The 20,264-nt window shown below is 38.9% G+C and carries 19 protein-coding genes; 11 read left to right on the top strand and 8 right to left on the bottom strand.

Annotation, left to right across the window (positions count from 1 at the left end):
* Window positions 1–21: 21 nt before the first annotated feature.
* A complete protein-coding gene (locus EGC86_RS14000) occupies window positions 22–486 on the bottom strand; it encodes a hypothetical protein (protein ID WP_123777966.1) in 465 nt (154 codons plus the stop codon).
* Between the two features lie 519 nt (window positions 487–1,005).
* Between EGC86_RS14000 and EGC86_RS13995 the strand changes: the two genes are divergently transcribed.
* Window positions 1,006–1,965 carry a LysR family transcriptional regulator gene (locus EGC86_RS13995; RefSeq protein WP_123777965.1) on the top strand — a complete coding sequence of 320 codons (960 nt, stop codon included), beginning with the start codon at window positions 1,006–1,008 and terminating at the stop codon, window positions 1,963–1,965.
* An 811-nt stretch (window positions 1,966–2,776) separates the two neighbouring features.
* Here the strand turns inward: EGC86_RS13995 and EGC86_RS13990 are convergent.
* Window positions 2,777–3,742 carry a zinc transporter ZntB gene (locus EGC86_RS13990; RefSeq protein WP_165872429.1) on the bottom strand — a complete coding sequence of 322 codons (966 nt, stop codon included), beginning with the start codon at window positions 3,740–3,742 and terminating at the stop codon, window positions 2,777–2,779.
* A 200-nt stretch (window positions 3,743–3,942) separates the two neighbouring features.
* Here EGC86_RS13990 and EGC86_RS13985 point away from each other — a divergent pair, with 200 nt between their 5' ends.
* Entirely contained in the window at window positions 3,943–4,314 is a 372-nt protein-coding gene (locus EGC86_RS13985; protein ID WP_011636106.1) for a YacL family protein, read from the top strand.
* Window positions 4,315–4,403: 89 nt separating this feature from the next.
* On the opposite strand, the gene EGC86_RS13980 is transcribed toward EGC86_RS13985, so the two are convergent.
* Window positions 4,404–5,033 carry a response regulator gene (locus EGC86_RS13980; RefSeq protein ID WP_011636107.1) on the bottom strand — a complete coding sequence of 210 codons (630 nt, stop codon included), beginning with the start codon at window positions 5,031–5,033 and terminating at the stop codon, window positions 4,404–4,406.
* Window positions 5,026–6,741, bottom strand: coding sequence for a nitrate/nitrite two-component system sensor histidine kinase NarQ (narQ, locus tag EGC86_RS13975; protein WP_123777963.1), 1,716 nt, complete (start codon window positions 6,739–6,741; stop codon window positions 5,026–5,028). The genes EGC86_RS13980 and narQ overlap by 8 nt, the downstream gene beginning before the upstream one ends.
* A 283-nt stretch (window positions 6,742–7,024) precedes the next feature.
* On the opposite strand from narQ, the gene nrfA reads away from it, so the two are divergent.
* The 5 genes from nrfA to EGC86_RS13950 all read left to right on the top strand — a co-directional run bounded on the left by nrfA (window position 7,025) and on the right by EGC86_RS13950 (window position 12,150).
* Window positions 7,025–8,416: an ammonia-forming nitrite reductase cytochrome c552 subunit gene (gene nrfA / locus EGC86_RS13970; RefSeq protein ID WP_207893046.1), complete on the top strand. Its 1,392-nt coding sequence runs from the start codon at window positions 7,025–7,027 to the stop codon at window positions 8,414–8,416.
* A gap of 335 nt (window positions 8,417–8,751) precedes the next feature.
* Complete coding sequence (gene glnK, locus EGC86_RS13965; RefSeq protein WP_011636110.1) at window positions 8,752–9,090, top strand: P-II family nitrogen regulator; 339 nt, start codon at window positions 8,752–8,754, stop codon at window positions 9,088–9,090.
* A gap of 10 nt (window positions 9,091–9,100) precedes the next feature.
* Window positions 9,101–10,351, top strand: coding sequence for an ammonium transporter (locus tag EGC86_RS13960; protein WP_102036325.1), 1,251 nt, complete (start codon window positions 9,101–9,103; stop codon window positions 10,349–10,351).
* A 151-nt stretch (window positions 10,352–10,502) separates the two neighbouring features.
* Window positions 10,503–10,832 carry a hypothetical protein gene (locus EGC86_RS13955; RefSeq protein WP_086019736.1) on the top strand — a complete coding sequence of 110 codons (330 nt, stop codon included), beginning with the start codon at window positions 10,503–10,505 and terminating at the stop codon, window positions 10,830–10,832.
* A gap of 97 nt (window positions 10,833–10,929) precedes the next feature.
* On the top strand, window positions 10,930–12,150 hold the full coding sequence (locus EGC86_RS13950) for a tetratricopeptide repeat protein (protein WP_123777961.1): 1,221 nt from the start codon (window positions 10,930–10,932) through the stop codon (window positions 12,148–12,150).
* A 5-nt stretch (window positions 12,151–12,155) separates the two neighbouring features.
* Here EGC86_RS13950 and EGC86_RS13945 read toward each other — a convergent pair whose 3' ends face one another.
* Entirely contained in the window at window positions 12,156–12,998 is an 843-nt protein-coding gene (locus EGC86_RS13945) for a substrate-binding periplasmic protein (protein WP_123777960.1), read from the bottom strand.
* 430 nt (window positions 12,999–13,428) lie between these two features.
* On the opposite strand from EGC86_RS13945, the gene aroG reads away from it, so the two are divergent.
* Entirely contained in the window at window positions 13,429–14,484 is a 1,056-nt protein-coding gene (gene aroG, locus EGC86_RS13940) for a 3-deoxy-7-phosphoheptulonate synthase AroG (protein ID WP_123777959.1), read from the top strand.
* 44 nt (window positions 14,485–14,528) lie between these two features.
* Here aroG and EGC86_RS13935 read toward each other — a convergent pair whose 3' ends face one another.
* Window positions 14,529–14,705: a hypothetical protein gene (locus EGC86_RS13935; RefSeq protein ID WP_011636116.1), complete on the bottom strand. Its 177-nt coding sequence runs from the start codon at window positions 14,703–14,705 to the stop codon at window positions 14,529–14,531.
* Between the two features lie 351 nt (window positions 14,706–15,056).
* Between EGC86_RS13935 and EGC86_RS13930 the strand changes: the two genes are divergently transcribed.
* Both EGC86_RS13930 and EGC86_RS13925 read left to right on the top strand, forming a co-directional pair.
* Window positions 15,057–16,850, top strand: coding sequence for an ABCB family ABC transporter ATP-binding protein/permease (locus EGC86_RS13930; RefSeq protein WP_011636117.1), 1,794 nt, complete (start codon window positions 15,057–15,059; stop codon window positions 16,848–16,850).
* 283 nt (window positions 16,851–17,133) lie between these two features.
* Window positions 17,134–17,352, top strand: a complete 219-nt coding sequence (locus tag EGC86_RS13925) for a hypothetical protein (protein WP_011636118.1) — start codon at window positions 17,134–17,136, stop codon at window positions 17,350–17,352.
* A 234-nt stretch (window positions 17,353–17,586) separates the two neighbouring features.
* Here EGC86_RS13925 and EGC86_RS13920 read toward each other — a convergent pair whose 3' ends face one another.
* Window positions 17,587–17,778, bottom strand: a complete 192-nt coding sequence (locus tag EGC86_RS13920; protein ID WP_011636119.1) for a hypothetical protein — start codon at window positions 17,776–17,778, stop codon at window positions 17,587–17,589.
* Window positions 17,779–17,927: 149 nt separating this feature from the next.
* Window positions 17,928–19,415, bottom strand: a complete 1,488-nt coding sequence (locus EGC86_RS13915) for an FMN-binding glutamate synthase family protein (RefSeq protein ID WP_123777958.1) — start codon at window positions 19,413–19,415, stop codon at window positions 17,928–17,930.
* Between the two features lie 206 nt (window positions 19,416–19,621).
* On the opposite strand from EGC86_RS13915, the gene EGC86_RS13910 reads away from it, so the two are divergent.
* Entirely contained in the window at window positions 19,622–20,239 is a 618-nt protein-coding gene (locus EGC86_RS13910) for a DUF5610 domain-containing protein (RefSeq protein WP_123777957.1), read from the top strand.
* Window positions 20,240–20,264 lie beyond the last annotated feature (25 nt).

The raw sequence follows: 20,264 nt of genomic DNA, 5'->3' as shown, positions 1-20,264 counted from the left end.
TGCCTTCACCCGACAGGGTCTTCATACCGGTAGGGATAGCTTTAACATTTGCATGTCGTAAGGTTTGCCTCGAACAATTTCAACTAATTTAATGTTGAATTCTTCAAACAAACTTTTTGCGTTAGCATCATCTTGTTGACTGAAATCAGAGATAACCAATTTCACTTCCGACGAGTCATGATCAATTACAACATAATCGAGTCGTGTATGATTTTCTGCTGCAGTTTGGGCATCCATTTCAAACACTGTGTCGATTGGAACGTTGCAACAAACGTCATATTTGACGCCCACCATCGCTTTTAGTGATTTTAAAAAGTTAAAGCTCTGAGTATCAAAAAGCATTTTTTTGAACTTAATTGCGTGCTCTTCAGTATCGGTTTTGAAGAACTTTATACAAGTCATAATGAAAATAACTAATATAAAAGGAACAACAATAAACAACACAGAGTACACAAACGCATAACTTAAAAAGACTGAAGTAATCATATTATCCTCCAAAGAATCATTTTTAATTTATTGTTTTATGAATTAAAAATACGTCGTTGACGTACGATTAATATTATCCTTATATTTTGGTTTTAAATTGATCGTAATCAATTAGTTGAGGTGGTTTTAATTTATTTGATCGTAGTTATGATTCAGGTCTGATTGCTTTTTTTTGCATTTTTAATTGGTGTATATATAGAGTGAATAAAGTGAGAGTGACAATTGTAAAGTTGTAATTTGGTTATTTTTAATATTGATTTATTAAAAGTTAATAAATCAATATGTGAATATCTACTTTATCAAAATTCTAGTTGTTTAATTTGATATTACAATATATGAAATTAGCTTTTACCAAGCTGAGCATCAATCGCTTCAAGCATTCTATGCGAAATATGCAGTGTTAAAAAATTCATTTTTATGATCTGGAATAAGTAATCATTGAATACTTAAAATAACGTTATGAACTCGTTTTAAAAGCGTTAGAATACTAGGCTGCATACCTAAAAGGGAGTATCTAAGATGAAGCCAATTGACTTAGATAAATTAGATTTATTAACATTATCTATATTAGTGAGTCTTTATGAAAATAAATCAGCGACACATGTTTCTAGAATATTAGACGTGCCAGCTTCAAAGATTAGCCGTTGTTTGCACACTGCAAGACTAATATTCGGCGATGAGTTGTTTATTAGACGGAAATACGGATTAGTACCAAATGATTATGCAGGGAAAATTTATCCCATTGCTAAGGAGATAGTGGAGTGCGCTAAGCATTTCAATCGACTTAATAGTGCTGAGCAGTCGCATAATCGGTACTTTGAATTGGTTATCCCTGGCATGATTGCTTATGCTTATCCGCGAGCATTGATGAAAGCGATTAAAGAGCACAATAAAAATATTCATATTAATGTGAGCAGTTGGAGTAGCCATTCTTTGGAGAGTGTCACTAGCGATCCACACTGCATTGTGATGTGTTGTTGTAAAGGTCCTGAAGAAATTCTTTGTTTTGACCAAAAACTACAGGTTGAAGTGCTTGCGACAATGAATCGACAATACTTACTCAGTTGCAGAAAACATCCCATATTAAAGCAGGACATCTCTTTAGAAACCATTTCGACATACCCATATATCAATACACTTATTGGCATTCAAGCACCGATACTTAATCCATTTCAGGAGTATTGCCAATCTAAGGATTTGACTCTTAATACTGAGATGACCATTACCAGCGTGTCTTCTTTATTTGATTACCTTTCAGACTGTCAATCACTAGCTATAACGCCCTACAAGGCGGTGTATGACATGTTAGATGAAGACTCAGGTTTACATGCTTGCCAGTTATCTGAATACGAATGTAATCGTCTTTTTGAGGTGGTAGAGCCATTAAAGTTGGTCTTAGTCACTCATCCTAGTGCTGATAATGGAGATACTGCATGGTTAAAACAACAAATTCGTGAGTTAACCCATGAGCTTATTTAATATAAAACTAGCTAATATGAAGATTTGCATAATTGCCTAATGATAAAAAGTTATACTGATTTTTGTATTTTCAATATAACAGAGGATATTTAGTTTTTTGATATTTAGTTATTGCTTATTCTTAGAAATGTAAAAGGTAATTTTTGCATCTTGAGGCAAGGATGTTGATATCAGTATTGTTAAATTACAATGCTGATGATGTAATTTACAAGGTTAACTTTATCATTATCTGTGCCTGTAATTTATTAATATTAAGTCAATGTTACAATCGAATTTGATATATTTCACTGATAGGTTTGCTGGCAAACACGTTCAATGCGAATTACAGGAATACTTACCTACTCGATATTTATAAGATGCATTTTTTTATCACCTTAGTTTATCAACTTAGTGTAGTGATATCGTTAGGCTCAAGATATCATTGTATATTATCGGCTCTTAAGAGAGTTACAGTTTCATTAGAACATTACAGATACACAAAACTCAGCGCCGCAATTGATGTATGTACAATAAAGGTCTTCTAAAGGCTGCATAAAAATCCGATAACTAAGATTATCGGATTGTTGTAGGTTAAAAAGAACGGTCAAGTTAACGGTTGAGTTTCTTAATTTTAACGGCTAACTTATCGGCATTATGCTTCAGTGTCCTTTTGTCCTTCCTAATGCTAGGTTATTTCTGCACTTGGTTGATCGTGCGAAAAGGTCATTGTCACTCACAGCCTTATTCATTTAGATAATCGCCTAGTTCTAGACTACAAGTATTATATAGCCTAGCAATGACCATCATGCATAGTATTAATTCTAGTGGCGGATTATAGCCATTTCAAACGGTAGAATAAGTACATCTGCAAGCCAATCAGTGCAAACAATCCGCCACAGAATGCGGCAAAAGCCCAGTTGGATTCAGCACCCGGTATCCCGCCAATATTGACGCCCAATAAGCCTGTTAAAAAACCTAATGGTAAAAATACCGCTGAAATTAGCGATAAGAAATACAATCGTTGATTCACTTGTTCTGACTGTTGTGATTGGAGTTCTTCTTGTGTGACGCTGGCACGATCGCGTATCGCATCAAGATCTTCTATCACTCGAATAAGGGTTTCATGTATTTCACGTAAGCGGACTTTATCGTTATCGTCAAACAGTTCGCTGGCTTCTTGTAACATACGAGAAAATGCTTCTCGTTGTGGCGCGAGATAACGGCGTAATACCACGGTTTGTCTGCGCAGTTCGGCAATGTCGGTACGCAAGGTTTTGTTTACTTGAGTGACTACGCGTTCTTCTAACTCATCGAGCTGCTCTTCAAGCTTGCCAATAAACTCCACTTTACGTTGTGTAAGACGCTCACAAATGGCCATGATAAAGGCTGCACTATCAACTGGGCCTTTGCCTTGCTTTATCGCATCAGCAACATCGATCACCGATTGTAGTTGGCGCTCGCAAGTTGAAATGATTTTGTGCTCTTCAGCGTAGATCCGCACTGCTACCATGTCTTCTGGATCTGAATTGGGGTTTAAATTAACCCCTCGTAACGCCAGTAAAATTCCTTTGTCGGAACTTAATACTCGTGGGCGAGTATCGGTGGCCAACAGTGTATCCATCTCAACCCTTTGTAAACCAGAGTTGAGGATCCATTTACGTGCTTTAGGTTCACGATAGCGAAGATGTAGCCATAAAAGCCCATCAGTAGGCTGCCATAGTGCTATTTGTTCAGCGGAAAGTGACTGGCCTGCATTTGGTCCAGTAAGCAACAAGCTGTATATAAAACCATTATTCATTATCAGAAATTCCATGTGATCACTATTGCAATAATTTACGCTACTTTTTAATCTTGCCCAAGTTTAAAACGACCTTATAAAATGAAATTCTTTATTTATCGAGCATTTAACCATCAAGCGCAAAATTTGATGAACTAACCAACTGCAGAGTGGCCATTCATCGGTTAAAATAGAAAAAATGCTAAAAAAAGAGTACTAGTATGGAATATCAATTTCGTCGAAACCGCCTCGAAGGCTCAGTCTTTGCTGAATTTAGCATGGGTCATGAAGTATTAGGCAGATGGTTTGCTGAAGAGCTTGGTGACGACAAGAGCAAAGCGAATCATATTCTCACCCAGATAGTGTTAATCAAATCTGGGGCGCTTAACCATTTGCGTGATGTTGGTGGAGATTTAACCATCGATATCGACTCTGAGCAAGTGAGAGTGTTTGCCAGCGTGATTGACTCAGAGGAAGAACATTTATTAGAAGACTCTATGAGCCTCTATGATGCGGAATCTGAGTCTTATTGTGGACTAGAAGACTTTGAGTCGGTGCTGCAAAGCTGGTTAGCATTTATTAACGATAAATAGCCATTTCTTATTTCTAGCGGGAGTTAAATAACAACAAAACCACGTTTATGTGGCCTTGTTGTTAAGTGTGGTTTGAACTTTGGCGCGGGCTAATTGTTAAGGTAGCGTACCGCCATTTCAGTGCGAGATTTAGCATTTGCTTTACGCAGTAAATTCTTCACATGAACTTTAACAGTACCTTCGCTGATGTGTAAATCTTCGGCGATCATTCGGTTACTTTTGCCTTCAGCTAGCTCTTGCAATATTTGCAATTCACGCGGGGTTAAATTCTCTATCCAGCTGTTGTCGTCAATCGTGTTTTTCAACTCATAAAGATAAGCTTCTACTTCATCACTAATCACTCTGTGACCCAGCATGGCTTTTTTGAGTTGCTCTAACAATAAATCAGGCTCAGTGTCTTTGAGTAAATAGCCGTCAGCACCAGCCCGCAGTAGTCTAACGACATCTTGTTTAGCGTCTGAAACGGTTAAAATCACAATTCTTGCTGTTACTCCCTCTTGACGCATAGCGTTAAGAGTATCAAGCCCAGACATGCCTTTCATATTCAAATCGAGCAGAATAATATCGGGTTCATCTTCGGCTACCGCGGTAAGAGCTTCTAGTCCCGTGCCCGTTTCACCAAAAAGTGAAAAGTCACCGTCGGAGGTGATTAATTGGCAAATACCACGACGTAATAATGGATGATCATCGACAACAAGTACGGAATACGGCTTACCCATTTAAAGGCTCCTGTTGAGGTGGAAAACTCAGCGTTACTGTCGTGCCGCCGAGGTGATTACTATTGAACGAGACGGTACCATTAAGTTTGTTGGCACGCTCATGCATGATGCCAATGCCGAAATGTTGGTCTCGTTCAGCTATATGTGTCACACCAATGCCATCATCACAAATTGAAATAGTAATCATGCCATTGCCAGTTAACTGACAATTTACCACTATATGGGCAGGGTTAGCGTGTTTAATTGCATTTATTGTCGCTTCACGAATTAATTGTAAAATATGAATGTGCTGTTTAGCTTCCAGTAAATGTGCTGAAAGTTTGTAGTTTAATTGGATATCGATATTGCTTTGATGACGTAATTGATCCAACATGACTTCGATAGCTTGACTTAAATTAGGTTCTTTTATGGTTAATCTAAATGTAGATAACAGTTCACGTAATTGTACATAAGCAGTACTCACACCTTCATTGATCTCGGTCAATTGACCTTCCACTTCAGGACTACGGCAACTGTGATCAAGGCTTTTACGTAATAAACTGACTTGAATTTTTAGAAAGGATAATAACTGCCCAATTGAATCATGTAATTCTCTAGCGATGACGGCACGCTCTTCCAGTAACGCCAGCTGTTGACGTTGTTCCGAGGCATTATGGATGGTAATAGAACGGGTTAACATCATGGCAAAGTTTTCAAACAATTGATTATTCAATGGCTTATTAGATATTACTTCTAAATAGCCCATTTGCGTCATTTCTATCAATAACGGAAACTGTACCGATTCAGTGGATAAATCGTCAGGCCAACCGCCTTCAGCTTTAATGACGTCTTTAGATCCATCCTCATGCTCAACAACTAATCGAAGAAAGGTTAAGTCTTCATAATATTTCAGCTGATTGATTGCAGATTGCAGTGCTTTATAGTCGAGTTTATCAGCATGTAACATAACTAGGTTGTCGTATAAAAATTTTAGCTCGTTGTTTGCTCGTGTTAATGCCAAGGTTTTTTCGTTTACTTGGTTTTCTAAATCTTCATATAAATTGGCTAATTCTGCTGCCGTTTTTTGCAATGCATTACCCAGAGCGGTCAGTTCAATATAACCCGTTTTAGGCATTTCAACTTTGAAGTTACCTTTGGAGATTGTTGCTGCACTATCCATCAATAATTGTAATGGTTTAACAACTCGTTTACGTGTGAATACTACGGCAAAGAAGGCGATAACAAGTAAAATTGATAAACCGATAATCTGTCCAATAACCAATAGTTTTAGTTTAAAGGCCGCGAACAATTCCATCTTTAATACCAAGGTATCAATGGTGTCGACAAAATCAGTTAACGAGGCTGAGTACAGTCGCGTATTCCCTTCTCCAATATACACTCTCATCACTTGCCATTTGTCGATAACCAATAAATATTGGTCGCGCAACTCTTTGGGGCTGTACCATTGAAGAGAACGTTTAAGCGCTTCTGAATTAAGCGTATTTTCGAATTCAATAATTTTTTTATCGGTATTGTTACTACCGGCATTGGTATACAGCAACAATCTATAACTTTGCATCCGCAGTGAACCAGAGGCGTTGATGCCTTTGGCATCGCCTAAGCTGAAGGTTAAATTGACGATAGAAAATACCGCTAAGCTTGATGACAACAAAATTAGAATGAGCATTAAACTTAAAATGGTGGAAGTAAGGCTGCCACGAGTAAACATAAGATCCTGCAGTTGATATCGATTAGTGATTAAAAATAAGTCAAAGTTACTGTTTTATATGATGTCCAATAGTGTGTTCTACATTAGGTATGTGTTGATAACATTAACAAGTTTACAAAACTGTGAGATACATCCTGTTTACATGTTGATCTGGCGCAAACTTTCATCGCTATACCCCATAAGGGGTATATTTAAAGCGGTGTTAAATCGCTAACTTTGACGATGGAGATGTCGTGATTATTAAATTAAATATAATGTAACACGGAGATAAAGGGTGATGAAGATGAATGTAAAATCAATTGCACTGAGTGCAGTGATTGCAACCAGTTTTTTAGCCGCTGGCGCAATGGCGAGTGAGAAAACCGAACCTCGTAATGAAGTTTATAAGGATAAATTCTCTAAACAGTACGACAGCTGGCATGCTACTGATGAAAGCAAAGAAGTTGTCGATATGTTAGAAAAAGTACCTAGCCTAGTTGTTTTATGGGCTGGTTACGGTTTTGCTAAAGATTACAATGCTCCACGTGGTCATATGTATGCGGTAACTGACGTAACGAATACATTGCGTACTGGTGCACCAAAAAATGCTGAAGACGGTCCAATGCCTATGGCATGTTGGAGCTGTAAAAGCCCTGACGTACCTCGCGTGATTGAAGAGCAAGGTGAAGATGGTTACTTTAGCGGTAAGTGGGCTAAAGGCGGACCTGAAATCGTTAATGTTCTTGGTTGTGCCGATTGTCATGAAAAAGGCTCATCTAAGTTACGTATGTCACGTCCGTTTGCTGAACGCGCCATGACAACATTGAATACTCCATTTGATAAAGCTTCTCGTAAAGACAAGCAGTCAATGGTGTGTGCTCAATGTCACGTTGAATACTATTTCGAGAAAACAGCAGAACGTCCTGGTTTTGTTAAATTCCCTTGGGATATGGGTACCACTGTTGAGCAAATGGAAGTGTATTACGACAGCATGGAGTTCTCTGATTGGACTCACGCAGTGTCTAAAACACCTATGCTAAAAGCACAACACCCTGGTTATGAAACTTGGAAGTTGGGTGTTCACGGTCAAAATAACGTGAGCTGTGTTGATTGTCATATGCCTAAAGTGACTAACGACAAAGGCCGTAAATTTACTGACCATAAAGTGGGTAACCCGTTTGATCGCTTTGAAGAAACCTGTGCAACTTGTCACAGCCAAAGCAAAGAGTTTATGGTTAATCTAGTTGATGAAAGCAAGCAGAAAGCACAAGACTTAAAAGCACGTGTTGAAACTCAATTAGTTAAAGCTCACTTTGAAGCTAAAGCTGCGTGGGATGCTGGCGCAACTGAAGTTGAAATGAAGCCAATCTTAATGGATATTCGTCACTCACAATGGCGTTGGGATTATGCGACTGCATCTCATGGTGCATCATCACATGCTCCTGCTGAAGTATTACGTATTCTAGGAACTTCATTGGATAAAGCTGCTGATGCTCGTGTTAAATTGGCTCAGCTATTAGGTGCTAAAGGTGTTAAGCAACCAATTGCATATCCTGACACTTCAACTAAAGCAAAAGCACAAGCCGCTTTAGGCATGAACATGAAAACCATGAATGCTGAAAAAGCTGAGTTTAAGAAAACACTTGTACCTAAGTGGAAAGAAGAAGCTAAAAAGCGTGAAGCGACTTACAAATAAGTTGTACTTAGTAGCATAAAAACTCTCCTCAGGTGCAAACCTGAAAAATCTAACAAACAGCCCTCATTTGAGGGCTGTTTTTTTATGTGCGTTATACAGAAATAGTGACGTAACTTTTGGCTACTAGGTAACATAAAAGGTAGATGATTTACTGCACCAAAACGATGCGCTCATGTTTCTTGTGCACTCGATTGGTGCCTTAATGTTAATGAATAAAAGGGTGGGTAAAATAAAATCCATATATAACAGTGTGTTGAGAAAGTGGCCTAATGATTGAATTAACTCATTCAACAAATTAATAACAACTACATTTTTTCACACTTTTGGAGGTCGGGATGAAACTCGTCAGCGCTATCATTAAGCCATTTAAATTGGATGATGTCCGTGAAGCCATTGCAGGCATGGGCATTGAAGGTATGACTGTTACTGAGGTAAAAGGCTTTGGACGTCAGAAAGGTCACACTGAACTTTATCGTGGGGCTGAGTATCAAGTGGACTTTCTTCCTAAAGTAAAATTAGAAATTGCCACCAAAGATGAAAATTTGGACATGCTTATTGAAGCGATTACCAGTGCGGCACATACCGGCAAAATAGGTGATGGAAAAATTTTTGTGACTGATTTAGAACAAGCTATCCGTATCCGTACGGGTGAACTTGATAACGAAGCATTATAAGGAGGCTGGCATGGAAGAATTAACTCAATTAGGCCTGACGGTAACTGAACTACGTTTTGCATTAGATACGTTCTATTTCCTCATTTCAGGTGCGTTAGTCATGTGGATGGCTGCTGGTTTTGCCATGTTAGAAGCTGGCTTAGTTCGCTCAAAAAACACCACTGAAATTTTAACCAAAAACGTGTGTTTATACTCAATTGCATGTGTCATGTTTTTGCTTGTCGGTTACAACATCATGTATGTCGACAATGTTGAAGGTGGTTTCATCCCTTCTTTTGGTTCGTTAATCGGTTCGCAAGCTGATGGTGCAGACCATGCTTTGGAATCAGACTTTTTCTTCCAAGTCGTGTTTGTTGCTACGGCAATGTCGATAGTATCTGGTGCTGTGGCTGAGCGAATGAAGTTATGGTCTTTCTTAGCTTTTTCAGTCGTCATGACAGCTGTCATTTATCCTATTGAAGGCTACTGGACTTGGGGCGGCGGATTCCTCTCTGAAGCTGGTTTTGTTGACTTTGCTGGTAGTGGCATTGTACACATGGCTGGTGCTGCTGCTGCAATATCTGGTGTGCTGCTTCTTGGTGCTCGTAAAGGTAAATATGGTGAAAATGGCCAAGTTCATCCTATTCCTGGCTCTAACTTACCAATGGCTACCTTAGGTATGTTCATTTTATGGATGGGTTGGTTTGGCTTCAACGGTGGTTCACAACTGTTGGTTTCTGATGCTGAAAACGCCAGTGCTGTCGCTAAAATCTTTGTAAACACTAACTCTGCCGCCGCATTTGGGGCAATCTCAGCGCTTATTGTGTGTAAAGTTGTTTGGGGTAAAGCGGATTTAACCATGATTTTAAACGGTGCGTTAGCGGGGTTAGTCGCGATTACTGCTGATCCTTTATCACCTTCGTTGTTAATGGCCGGTGTGATTGGTTTGGTTGCTGGTGCAGTTGTTATTTTTTCTGTGATTGCATTTGACCGAATTAAAATTGATGACCCAGTAGGTGCCATTTCAGTGCACGGTGTTGCAGGGTTCCTTGGACTAATGTTAGTGCCATTATCAAATGCTGATGCTAGTTTTGGTAGTCAGTTATACGGTGCAGCAGTAATCTTCATTTGGGTATTTACCACATCGTTATTGGTATGGTTTGTATTAAAAATGACTATGGGTATCCGTGTGACCGAAGAAGAAGAGTACAACGGTATGGATGCTTCTGACTGTGGAGTAGATGCTTACCCTGAGTTTGTGAGTGTTAAAACCGCGGGTTAATGAGTTAATTAGCTAACATTGAAAACAGAACCTTTAGGTTCTGTTTTTTTATGGATTAATAACATTATTATCGACTTACTTGAGGTAAATAATGAAGGATGTGCTAGCTTAACGGTATACACTATAAGATGAAATTTGTGACGAGGTAATGATGAAACCAGCACTGATAAATTTATTAATGGGATCTTTGTTATTGAGTGCGACGAGCCATGCTGGCACCGTTGTGGTGCGCCAGTCATCAACGCCTTTTGATGCTTTTGCTGTACGCGATCTTGTATTACAACAGCACCAATGGCAAGAGTTGTTAAGGCAGCAACAGCAGATAACGATTTTACAATCATTGCCTATCGGTTGCTTAGCCGTGACGTCACCATTTGATTATTTTAGCTGTGGCCATCAATTTTATCGTCCCTATGAATATCAAGACAGACAACTTTTTATCCAAATAGATCCTCCAGTTAGTGATAATCCACCTCAGTAGCAAATAAGTCGTTACAACCTTACCGTTGTAGTTTTGGCCTAATGGGTAACTATTGACTATGCTTTTAGATAGCGTATTCCTATCTGAGGGCTGAATAATGTTAACTCATCACTCAAAAAAGACAGAGATTAATCCCCTTACTCATGATGACCAATTAAAACCTAAATGGACTCATCTACTGTTTACTGTTTTACTTTTCAGTATGAGTGCTTGTCAATCAACTCAACCCCAAAACAAAGCTGTAAAGATTGCTGACCTATTTCATGATGAAATGTTCATGCCTGTTGATACTGTGTCTATTGATGATATTTATCGTTTACCTGAAAAGTTTGTCGCACAATTTAGACGACAGTTTCAAGCCGATGGTACTCTTCGTAATCAAAATGTTATGGCTAATGAATGGTTGGCGCAATATATAGGCGCACAAGATGGTGGTTTTGAATACCGTGATAATGTGACTCGCTCGGCCAGTGAAACCGTGCTTAATCGTCAAGGTAATTGTATGTCTTTGGTTGTGTTGTCGGCAGCACTGGCTGATGCGTTAAATGTGCCCGTGGAGTTTAATGACATCGATATTGAACCCGTGTGGGATAGACGAGGTGGTTTTTATTTAGTTAATGGTCACGTTAATTTACGTTTATTACCTCCGAGGTCAAATAACACAGTGTTATTTAGAGGTACAGATGTTCTAGTGGACTTTTTACCTGAACGTTCTGTGCGTGCTTATCATAAAAAAACAGTTAATAAGCGCCAGTTAACCTCGATGTTTTATAACAATATTGCAGCAGAAGCGTTGATTAACACCGATTATGATACAGCTTATGCATTGGTTAAAAAAAGCATTCAACTGGATCCGCAACATGTTGCAGCAATCAATACCCTAGCGGTTATTTATCGACATAAGGGCTACGAAGATGAGGCTGAATATGCATATCGTTTAGCGCTACAAATTGACTCTCAAGATTTAACGACATTATACAATTTGGCGTTGATTTTAGGTCAACAAGGACGTTTAGATGAATGGGCACAAATACATAAGGTGCTTGAGCTCGCGAGAATAAATAATCCGTTTTATTATTTTGACATGGCTCAACAAGCGTATTTTGATAAGCAATATCAAGATGCACTCATATGGTATAAACGAGCTGTTGATAAAGCGGATTATCGCCATGAGTTTTATTTTGGTTTGTCTAGGGCTTATTGGGCAACGGGTGAAGAGCGGTTGGCTGAGAAAAATCTTAAACGTGCGTTGGCCTTAAGTGATAATAGTAATAAGCAACGCTACCAAATTAAGCTGCAAGCGTTGAAACAGAATTAGTACCTTTAAGGCATTTGATGCTGTGGTTGATAATTGTTTTGTTCAGCTAGGTCGAGTATCTCTTGGTAGCGATATGACTGTTTGAGTGTAGTAATAGCACTATCTACTCGGTTAGCTATTATTTGATCATGACAAGCAATTTTTCGTTGTGCAGGGTCAAACAGTACCACTTCTGTTACTGGGATACTGGTATCGAGTTTTGATTTGAGTAAATGACGATAATATTCAAATATCCGTCTTTCTAAAACAATGACTTCAACATATCCATTAAATAACATCACCACTTGGCTTTTTTGATTGGTTATTTCACTGTAGTGAGGGTTAGCATTCGCGATGTCTTTAAACTCATCACCTAAGTATTGTTTTGAGTTTTGAAATCCTAAAATAGACAATGCGCTAAGATCGTTAAATTGTTCAATTTGAAGGTTGTTTCTTGATAAGTAAAACACGCTATTTTGATATTCAAGTAAGCTTTGCGTATAAAACAGTCCTTCCACATTATCAGGGGCATTGATCATGCAGTCTATTTTATTGGTTTTAACTAGACGCTGTGCACGTAAATTAGGCGCATGAACAATTTCTTTTATGTCTATATTTTCACTGTTCAGAGCTGCCTTCAAAAGGTCATACTGCACGCCAGCATTTTCATCGGTAAAGAAATAAGGTGCAATACTGTTACTGGTAGAAAAACTAATACTATCAATGACTGGAATCAATTTTTCATGGTAAGTTTGCGAGTGAAATTCGACTAATTCGTGTACATCATCGATTGGATCAACGGACGTGGCAATGGCGGGATAGCAAAGAGTTAATAATAAGCTTAATAAAAAAATTGACCAATATTTCAATGTGTTACCCTCCTCTTGATAGCTTGCCAAGTATTAAGTCGCTCATCTTCCTTGTGTTGAATTAATGATGTTAATCACTAAAGTAAAGCATATTAATATCATTAGAGTGTCTTTTTGATAAGACAGTTTGTTTTAGTGATATTAGGTGCTAAACAATCAATGTATAAGTGTATTCCATACTCGTTTTACGCAGCCGTTAACTTAGCTGAGTTGCTATTGCTTCTTATTACGTATTCCCAATCACTTATGTATAGTCTCTGTTATCGGCACTGATGAATAATACTTGATTGATTTGTCGATAGATACTGGTTAAATTGATGATTCATGTTCATTTTTTCGATGGTTTTTTATCATTTTTAATGAATCGTATCAGCTGATTTATTTTTACTGAATCAGACACATAAGACGTTTTGCCGGAGTTGTAACCACTATGCATTATCAAAATGACGATATTCGTATCGATGAAATAAAAGAATTGCTGCCACCCATTGCGATTCTAGAACGATTTCCGGCAACCGAACATGCATCATCAACTGTTTTTAATGCGCGTAACAGTATTCATCAAATTTTAGCCCGTAAAGATGATCGCTTATTAGTGGTGATTGGCCCTTGTTCAATTCACGATCCTGTTGCCGCCTTAGAGTATGGTCAACGCTTAGTTAAATTGCGGGAACAGTATAAAAATCAGCTTGAAATTGTCATGCGAGTGTATTTTGAAAAGCCGAGAACGACAGTCGGTTGGAAAGGGTTAATTAATGATCCTTATATGGATAACAGTTTTCAATTAAATGATGGTTTACGGACCGCTCGTAAATTACTTGTCGATTTAAATGACTCAGGAATGCCAACAGCAGGTGAGTTTTTAGATATGATCACACCTCAATATGTTGCTGACATGATGTGTTGGGGTGCCATCGGCGCACGTACTACCGAATCTCAAGTACACCGTGAATTATCATCGGGGCTGTCTTGTCCTGTAGGATTTAAAAATGGTACCGACGGAACCATTAAAGTGGCTATTGATGCCATTGGAGCCGCGAGTGCGCCACATCATTTCTTGTCGGTTACTAAGTTTGGTCATTCGGCCATAGTGTCAACTAAAGGGAATCCAGATTGCCATATCATTTTACGTGGGGGTCGAGCACCTAACTATAGTGCCGAACATGTGTCTGATATCGCCAAACAGCTTGCTAAGTCAGGCTTAACTGGCAATATTATGATTGATTTTAGCCATGCTAATAGTAGTAAAGATTATAAAAAGCAGATGCTGGTTGCCGATGATGTCGCTGGGCAAATATCTCAAGGTAATCATGCTATTTTTGGTGTGATGGTTGAAAGTCATTTAGTTGAAGGACGCCAAGACCTCATTGAAGGTAGTGAATTGTGCTACGGACAGAGCGTAACGGATGCTTGTATTGGTTGGGATGACACAGAGTCACTTTTAGCAACACTCAATAAGAGTGTACTTGACCGACGTCAAGCCTGATATTTAAGTTAGTCACACCTAAAAAATAAGGCGCTCAATGCGCCTTATTTTTTTATATGTTGTACTAAGTATTCATTGGCCTTCGCTAAACTGCCAAAAGCAGAGATAAGATTATCACGACCTTTATCTTGCAGTTCAGGGTTACCTGATTCAATCATCATCCATACCCATGTTTGTATTAGTTGTAATGGTGGGTATTGAATTTTCGAGCTATCCAACATAAAGCATCCTTTAAACTAGTAAATCGTTATTTGTTTATTATCAAATAGGCGTTTATCTGTACTCGAAGAGTAACAAATTCTGCTTACAGAAATAACTCTATTTAGCTTAAAAAAGCACAAAATGGCTAAAAAAAATTAAAAAGTAGTATTTTAGTCTGTGTAATTTCATTCTTTGGTTGTTCTAAAGTAGTACTTGCGTGACATTAAAATAGCCATTTTATGATAAAAATGAGTGCGGACTTAATCCATCGTAATGTGACCGATGTCTGATTAGAAAATGACATATAATAAGACAATCAATATTAGATCGTGGTGAACTGCCTATAGCAGTAGTAATCAACTGGAGCATAAATGAGACCTTCTGCGTACTTCGAAGGCCCGGTAGGGAAGTTAAATTGGCATGTTTTAAGATTATTATGGCCATATTTATTAGAATTTAAAGCACGAGTCTTGTTAGCCATGATTTGCTTAATCGTTGCTAAAATCGCGAGTGTTGGGCTGCCATTTATTCTGAAAGAATTAGTCGACACGCTGGATAAACAATCCGCAGCCCAGATCATCGCCGTTCCTATCGGATTGGTGCTAGCTTATGGCATGGTCCGTTTGCTCAATGTCATTATTGGCGAGATACGGGATACGTTATTTGGCCGCGTTACTGAACGAGCAATTCGCCGCCTTGGAAGGGCTGTTTTTGAACATTTACATCGGCTCGATCTTGATTTTCATTTAGATCGCCGTACCGGTGGCCTGTCTCGCGATATTGAACGTGGCACCAGTGGCGTCAGTTTTTTAATGCGCTTTATGGTATTTAATATTGTGCCAACACTGCTTGAGATTGCCTTAGTGATTGGTATTTTCTTTTATAACTATGGCGTCAGTTTTGCACTGATCACCTTGTTTTCTGTGGTTGCCTATATTGGTTATTCAATTGTGGCAACAGAGTGGCGCACCGGTTATGTGCGTGATGCTGCAAGAGCTGACTCACTAGCTAATACTCGTTCAATCGATAGTTTGTTAAATTATGAAACTGTAAAATATTTTAACAATGAAGAATTTGAGTCACAACGATATGATTCTGCACTTGAACAATGGGAAGTGGCAAAGCGGAAAAACCGCTTATCATTGTTTGCTCTTAACGGTGGTCAGGCATTAATTATTGCTGTTGCTATGACGGCGATGATGGGGCTGGCTGCTTATGAAGTGAGCCAAGGCTCGATGACAATTGGTGACTTTGTCCTCATTAATGCTTTTATGATGCAGCTGTTTATTCCATTAAATTTTTTAGGCTTTGTTTACCGCGAAATCCGTGGAGCATTAGCTAACATTGAACGTATGTTTGATATTTTAGCCAAACAACCACAAGTGTTAGACCATGTCGATGCAATTGAAGCCAGTCCCACTGTCGGTGCGATAAAATTCACCGATGTAAGCTTTCATTACGATCAACGCGCTATTTTAAACAGTGTCAGTTTTGATGTGCCAGCAGGGAAAAAAATTGCCGTAGTGGGCGACAGTGGCGCAGGTAAATCAACAATCATTAAATTGTTATTCCGCTTTTATGATGTTGACCGTGGGTCTATCACTATTGATGGTATTGATGTGCGTCAGCTTAGCCAACAGGCCTTAAGAAGATCTATCGCAGTGGTACCGCAAGATACCGTCTTATTTAATGATTCTATTTATGAAAATATTAGGTATGGTCGCTCAGATGCGACTCACGATGAGATTATCGCGGCGATTAAATTGGCTCATTTGAGCGACTTTATTGAATCATTGCCAGATAAAGGTAATACCAAGGTCGGTGAGCGAGGATTAAAGCTCTCTGGCGGCGAAAAGCAACGTGTTGCTATTGCTAGAGCGGTGTTGAAAGGTGCACCTATTTTAGTGTTTGATGAAGCCACATCGTCATTAGATTCACGCTCTGAGCAAGCCATTTTGAGTGCTTTGCGAGATGCAGCAAAAGGTCATACAAGTTTAGTGGTAGCCCATCGTTTATCGACCATTATTGATGCAGACCAAATAGTCGTATTGAGTAAAGGTAAGATTGTTGAGCATGGAACACATGCCAGTTTGTTAGCTCAACAAGGGCTTTATGCTCGGCTTTGGCATATTCAACATGAACAGAAAGATTTGGCGAATGGGTAAGGGTTAAACAATGAATATTGCTACCTGATGTTGTCGGATAAAATACCGTCATCGGTACAAATAAGAACCTATTTATAGCGTAAAAGTTCAATATCTGACTACTTTAACAGCGCTGAATGGTGTTTAAATCGTCTGGTTATATTTAAGGCTAATGAATTTTTTGACGACAGTGATCAACGCAGTTAATCTATAGCCTAACTTGTGGGTTATTTATTCCGGATAACTTTATTTTTCAATCAATTGGATTTTATTAAAGGTGCGAATTCGTGTATGGAGGTGACTTGTGCATAATATTGCGTTAATTGCGGCGCTAGAAGGCACCCGACATCAAGTGACAACTGATTGGTTTGCTATTATGGCAATGCTTAAAACACGTAGCATGTCTGATGATGCTATTAACATTGTTTATAACGACTTGTGTGCTGGCTTAAGGGTAACAACTCGTGGGCTCACTTTAGCTAAGTCTATGAACAACGACCTCGATAAAAATATTATTAAATAAAGTGATGGTCCGCAGAACATTCTTTTCTAGTTTAAATCGGTTTAATTAACTCATGCAGGGTCATTGATTTGCATAATTTGCAGATAAAGTGATATCAACGGATTTTTTTGAAATGTTCAATTGATTTTAACCGCTATTATTTGGCTGGTTTATGTTATCAAATACTTGGAAGAAGATAGGAATTATATTGAGTTGATTCAGTGGTGACGAGTGCTGCTACTAATTATCAAAAGCTTACTTTTTCTGCCAACCAATACACACCATTTTTATGAGTGCTGCTGGAGACGGATCTAGTGTTAAGCGCTTAATTCTACCTTGTTCAAAACACACAAATTCACCTTCGATTTCTGTCATTCGATTACAGTTTTTACAGCTTAAACTTAAGCTTTTGACATTTAGATCTACTGCATTCGTTTTTATGTTCAACGCGAAATCCTCTGAATTAGTGCCTATTTAAAATCACATTAAGGCTACTTACTGTGATCGATATCAAAGTATATTGTACACGTTTTCTTAACTTCGGCAAAGTAATCCGCTAGGGGCCCCCAGTTATTTACTGTGATTGATGGTCTACTTTATTGCATGTGTCGGTAATGTTTATCGAGAGTTACTGCTACACCAGTGGATTGCACTATTCGGGCATGATGGCGGGTTAAGTATCTCGGGTCGGTTACACCACATGAATGTGCGATCATGGTTAAATCGTAATGTAAGAAATGATTGTAGTTTGCCACTCGTGCAGATTTATCTTTTGGATCTAAGCCTTTTTGCAATCGTATATTGTGAGTGGTTATACCGGTTGGGCAGGTGTCTCGGTTGCACTGTAGCGATTGAATACAACCTAAGGCAAACATGTTTCCGCGAGCAGAGGCAATAAAGTCGGCGCCAGTGGCTAATGCCCATGCCACGTATGACGGCATGATCATTTTACCGGTCGCAATAACCTTAATGCGTTGTTTAAAGCCACGTTCATTCAGTAAATCAACCAGTAACGGTAAACTTTGGCGCAGTGGTAAACCCACATTATCCATTAAAGCTTGGGGGGCAGCGCCCGTACCACCATCGGAACTGTCTAAGGTGAAAAAGTCTGGCGCATATTCAATACCACGACGCTCAATTTCATCTAGGAATTCAGTAACCCAAGACATATCACCTAATACCGCTTTAATACCGGTTGGTTTACCGGTGATATCTCTTACTTGATTGATCATATCGACAATGTCAGCCACATTATGTAATTCAATATGGCCATTGGGGCTTATGGAGTCTTGCCCTGCTGGAATACCGCGAATGGTTGCTATTTCTTCGGTGACTTTTATTGCCGGTAAAATGCCTCCTTTTCCAGGTTTCGCACCTTGGCTTAATTTAATTTCTAACATTTTTACTTCAGAATGAGCGGCAATATCGGTCAGCTTTTGTGGATCTAAATGACCATGCTCGTTACGCACTCCGTATTTAGCGGTACCTATCTGAAAAACTAAATCACAATGTCCTTTGAGATGATAAGGGCTTAACCCCCCCTCACCAGTATTGAGCCAACAGCCTGCTTTTGCTGCGCCATGGGATAGTGCTGTAACGGCTGGACGAGACAAGGCTCCAAAGCTCATTGCCGAGATATGGCAAATTTTATCAGTTGTGTAAGGGTGTTTACATTCAGGACCAATGGTTACTGCGATGGTTTGGTGAGTGTCATGATCACTGACCGGGAATGCTGAGTTCATGAACATTACCGCACCCGGTTTATCCAGAACTTGTGTCGACCCAAACGCAATTGTTCGGTCAACATTTTTAGCTGCGCGATATACCCAACTGCGTTCGGCTCGATTAAACGGCAGTTCTTCGCGATCTTGAGAAAAAAAGTATTGTCTAAAAAACTCACCTTGTTTTTCAAATATATATCGAAAACGACCGATAACAGGATAGTTGTGTCGTATTGCTTGTTTTGTTTGCAGTTTGTCAGCGATAAACATGTAAATTACAGCGATCAATAATAACCAAAATAACACTAAGAAAAGACCGGAAAAAATATCTATTCCCCACATAAACCAATGTTGTTGTGGCATGTTGTTATTCCTATCTGGCTATCAATCTGATTACCATATTAGCAGATGTTCATTTGGGCAAGTTAAATTGATGATGTTAATCAACAAGCTATTATTTAGTAAACGTAATATAAATAAATTTTTCTTAATTGTTTTAATGTATGGCTTTAGAAATGTGTATTTTGGTCGATAATTAAGCTATCGGTCATTGTATGTGAGCTAATATCATGGAAATTAAACAATCAAATAGCAGTAATGCGAGTCCACTGCGTGACAATAAAACAGTCAATACACCGCAAACTTCATCAACCCACCAAGCTGAAAAAAATACGCCGGTTGAGCCTAAGTTAACCAGCAATCAGCTAAGTCGACAAATGATGAATAATTCGATTTTAGCGGCGCAAGAAGAGGTCAGTATTGCTGCGGGTGATAAGTCTATGGCATTACTTTATCGTGCCGCGATTGAAGCCATTAATGAAGAGCTTGCGCCAACGCTAGGGGAGAACTCAGTCCAAAAGAGCATTGAAAGTGGAGTGGACTACTCTCCTGAAGCGACAGCCGATCGTATTGTCAGCTTTGCCACAAATTTTTTCTCGACACATCAGCAACAAAATAAATCCATGGGATTTGATGAGCAAGTTAGCAGTTTTATGGTGAAAATTGGTGATGCTATTGATCAAGGTTTTAAAGAGGCTAGCGATATCTTATCTGGGCTCAAAGTATTAGAAGGCGATATTGCAGCAGGAGTCGATCAAACCTATGAGCTCATACAGCAAAAACTTGCTCAGTTTCAACAAGACCGCCTAGATGCCCATTCAGCTAAGCAAGATTCATCAACTACGTAAACTTAGCTCTGTTCTTTTAAGTGAG

It is taken from the genome of Shewanella frigidimarina, assembly GCF_003797125.1.
Lineage (GTDB): Bacteria > Pseudomonadota > Gammaproteobacteria > Enterobacterales > Shewanellaceae > Shewanella > Shewanella frigidimarina.
Note: the sequence above shows the minus strand (reverse complement) of the source record. Positions and strands in the feature narration are given on the sequence as shown.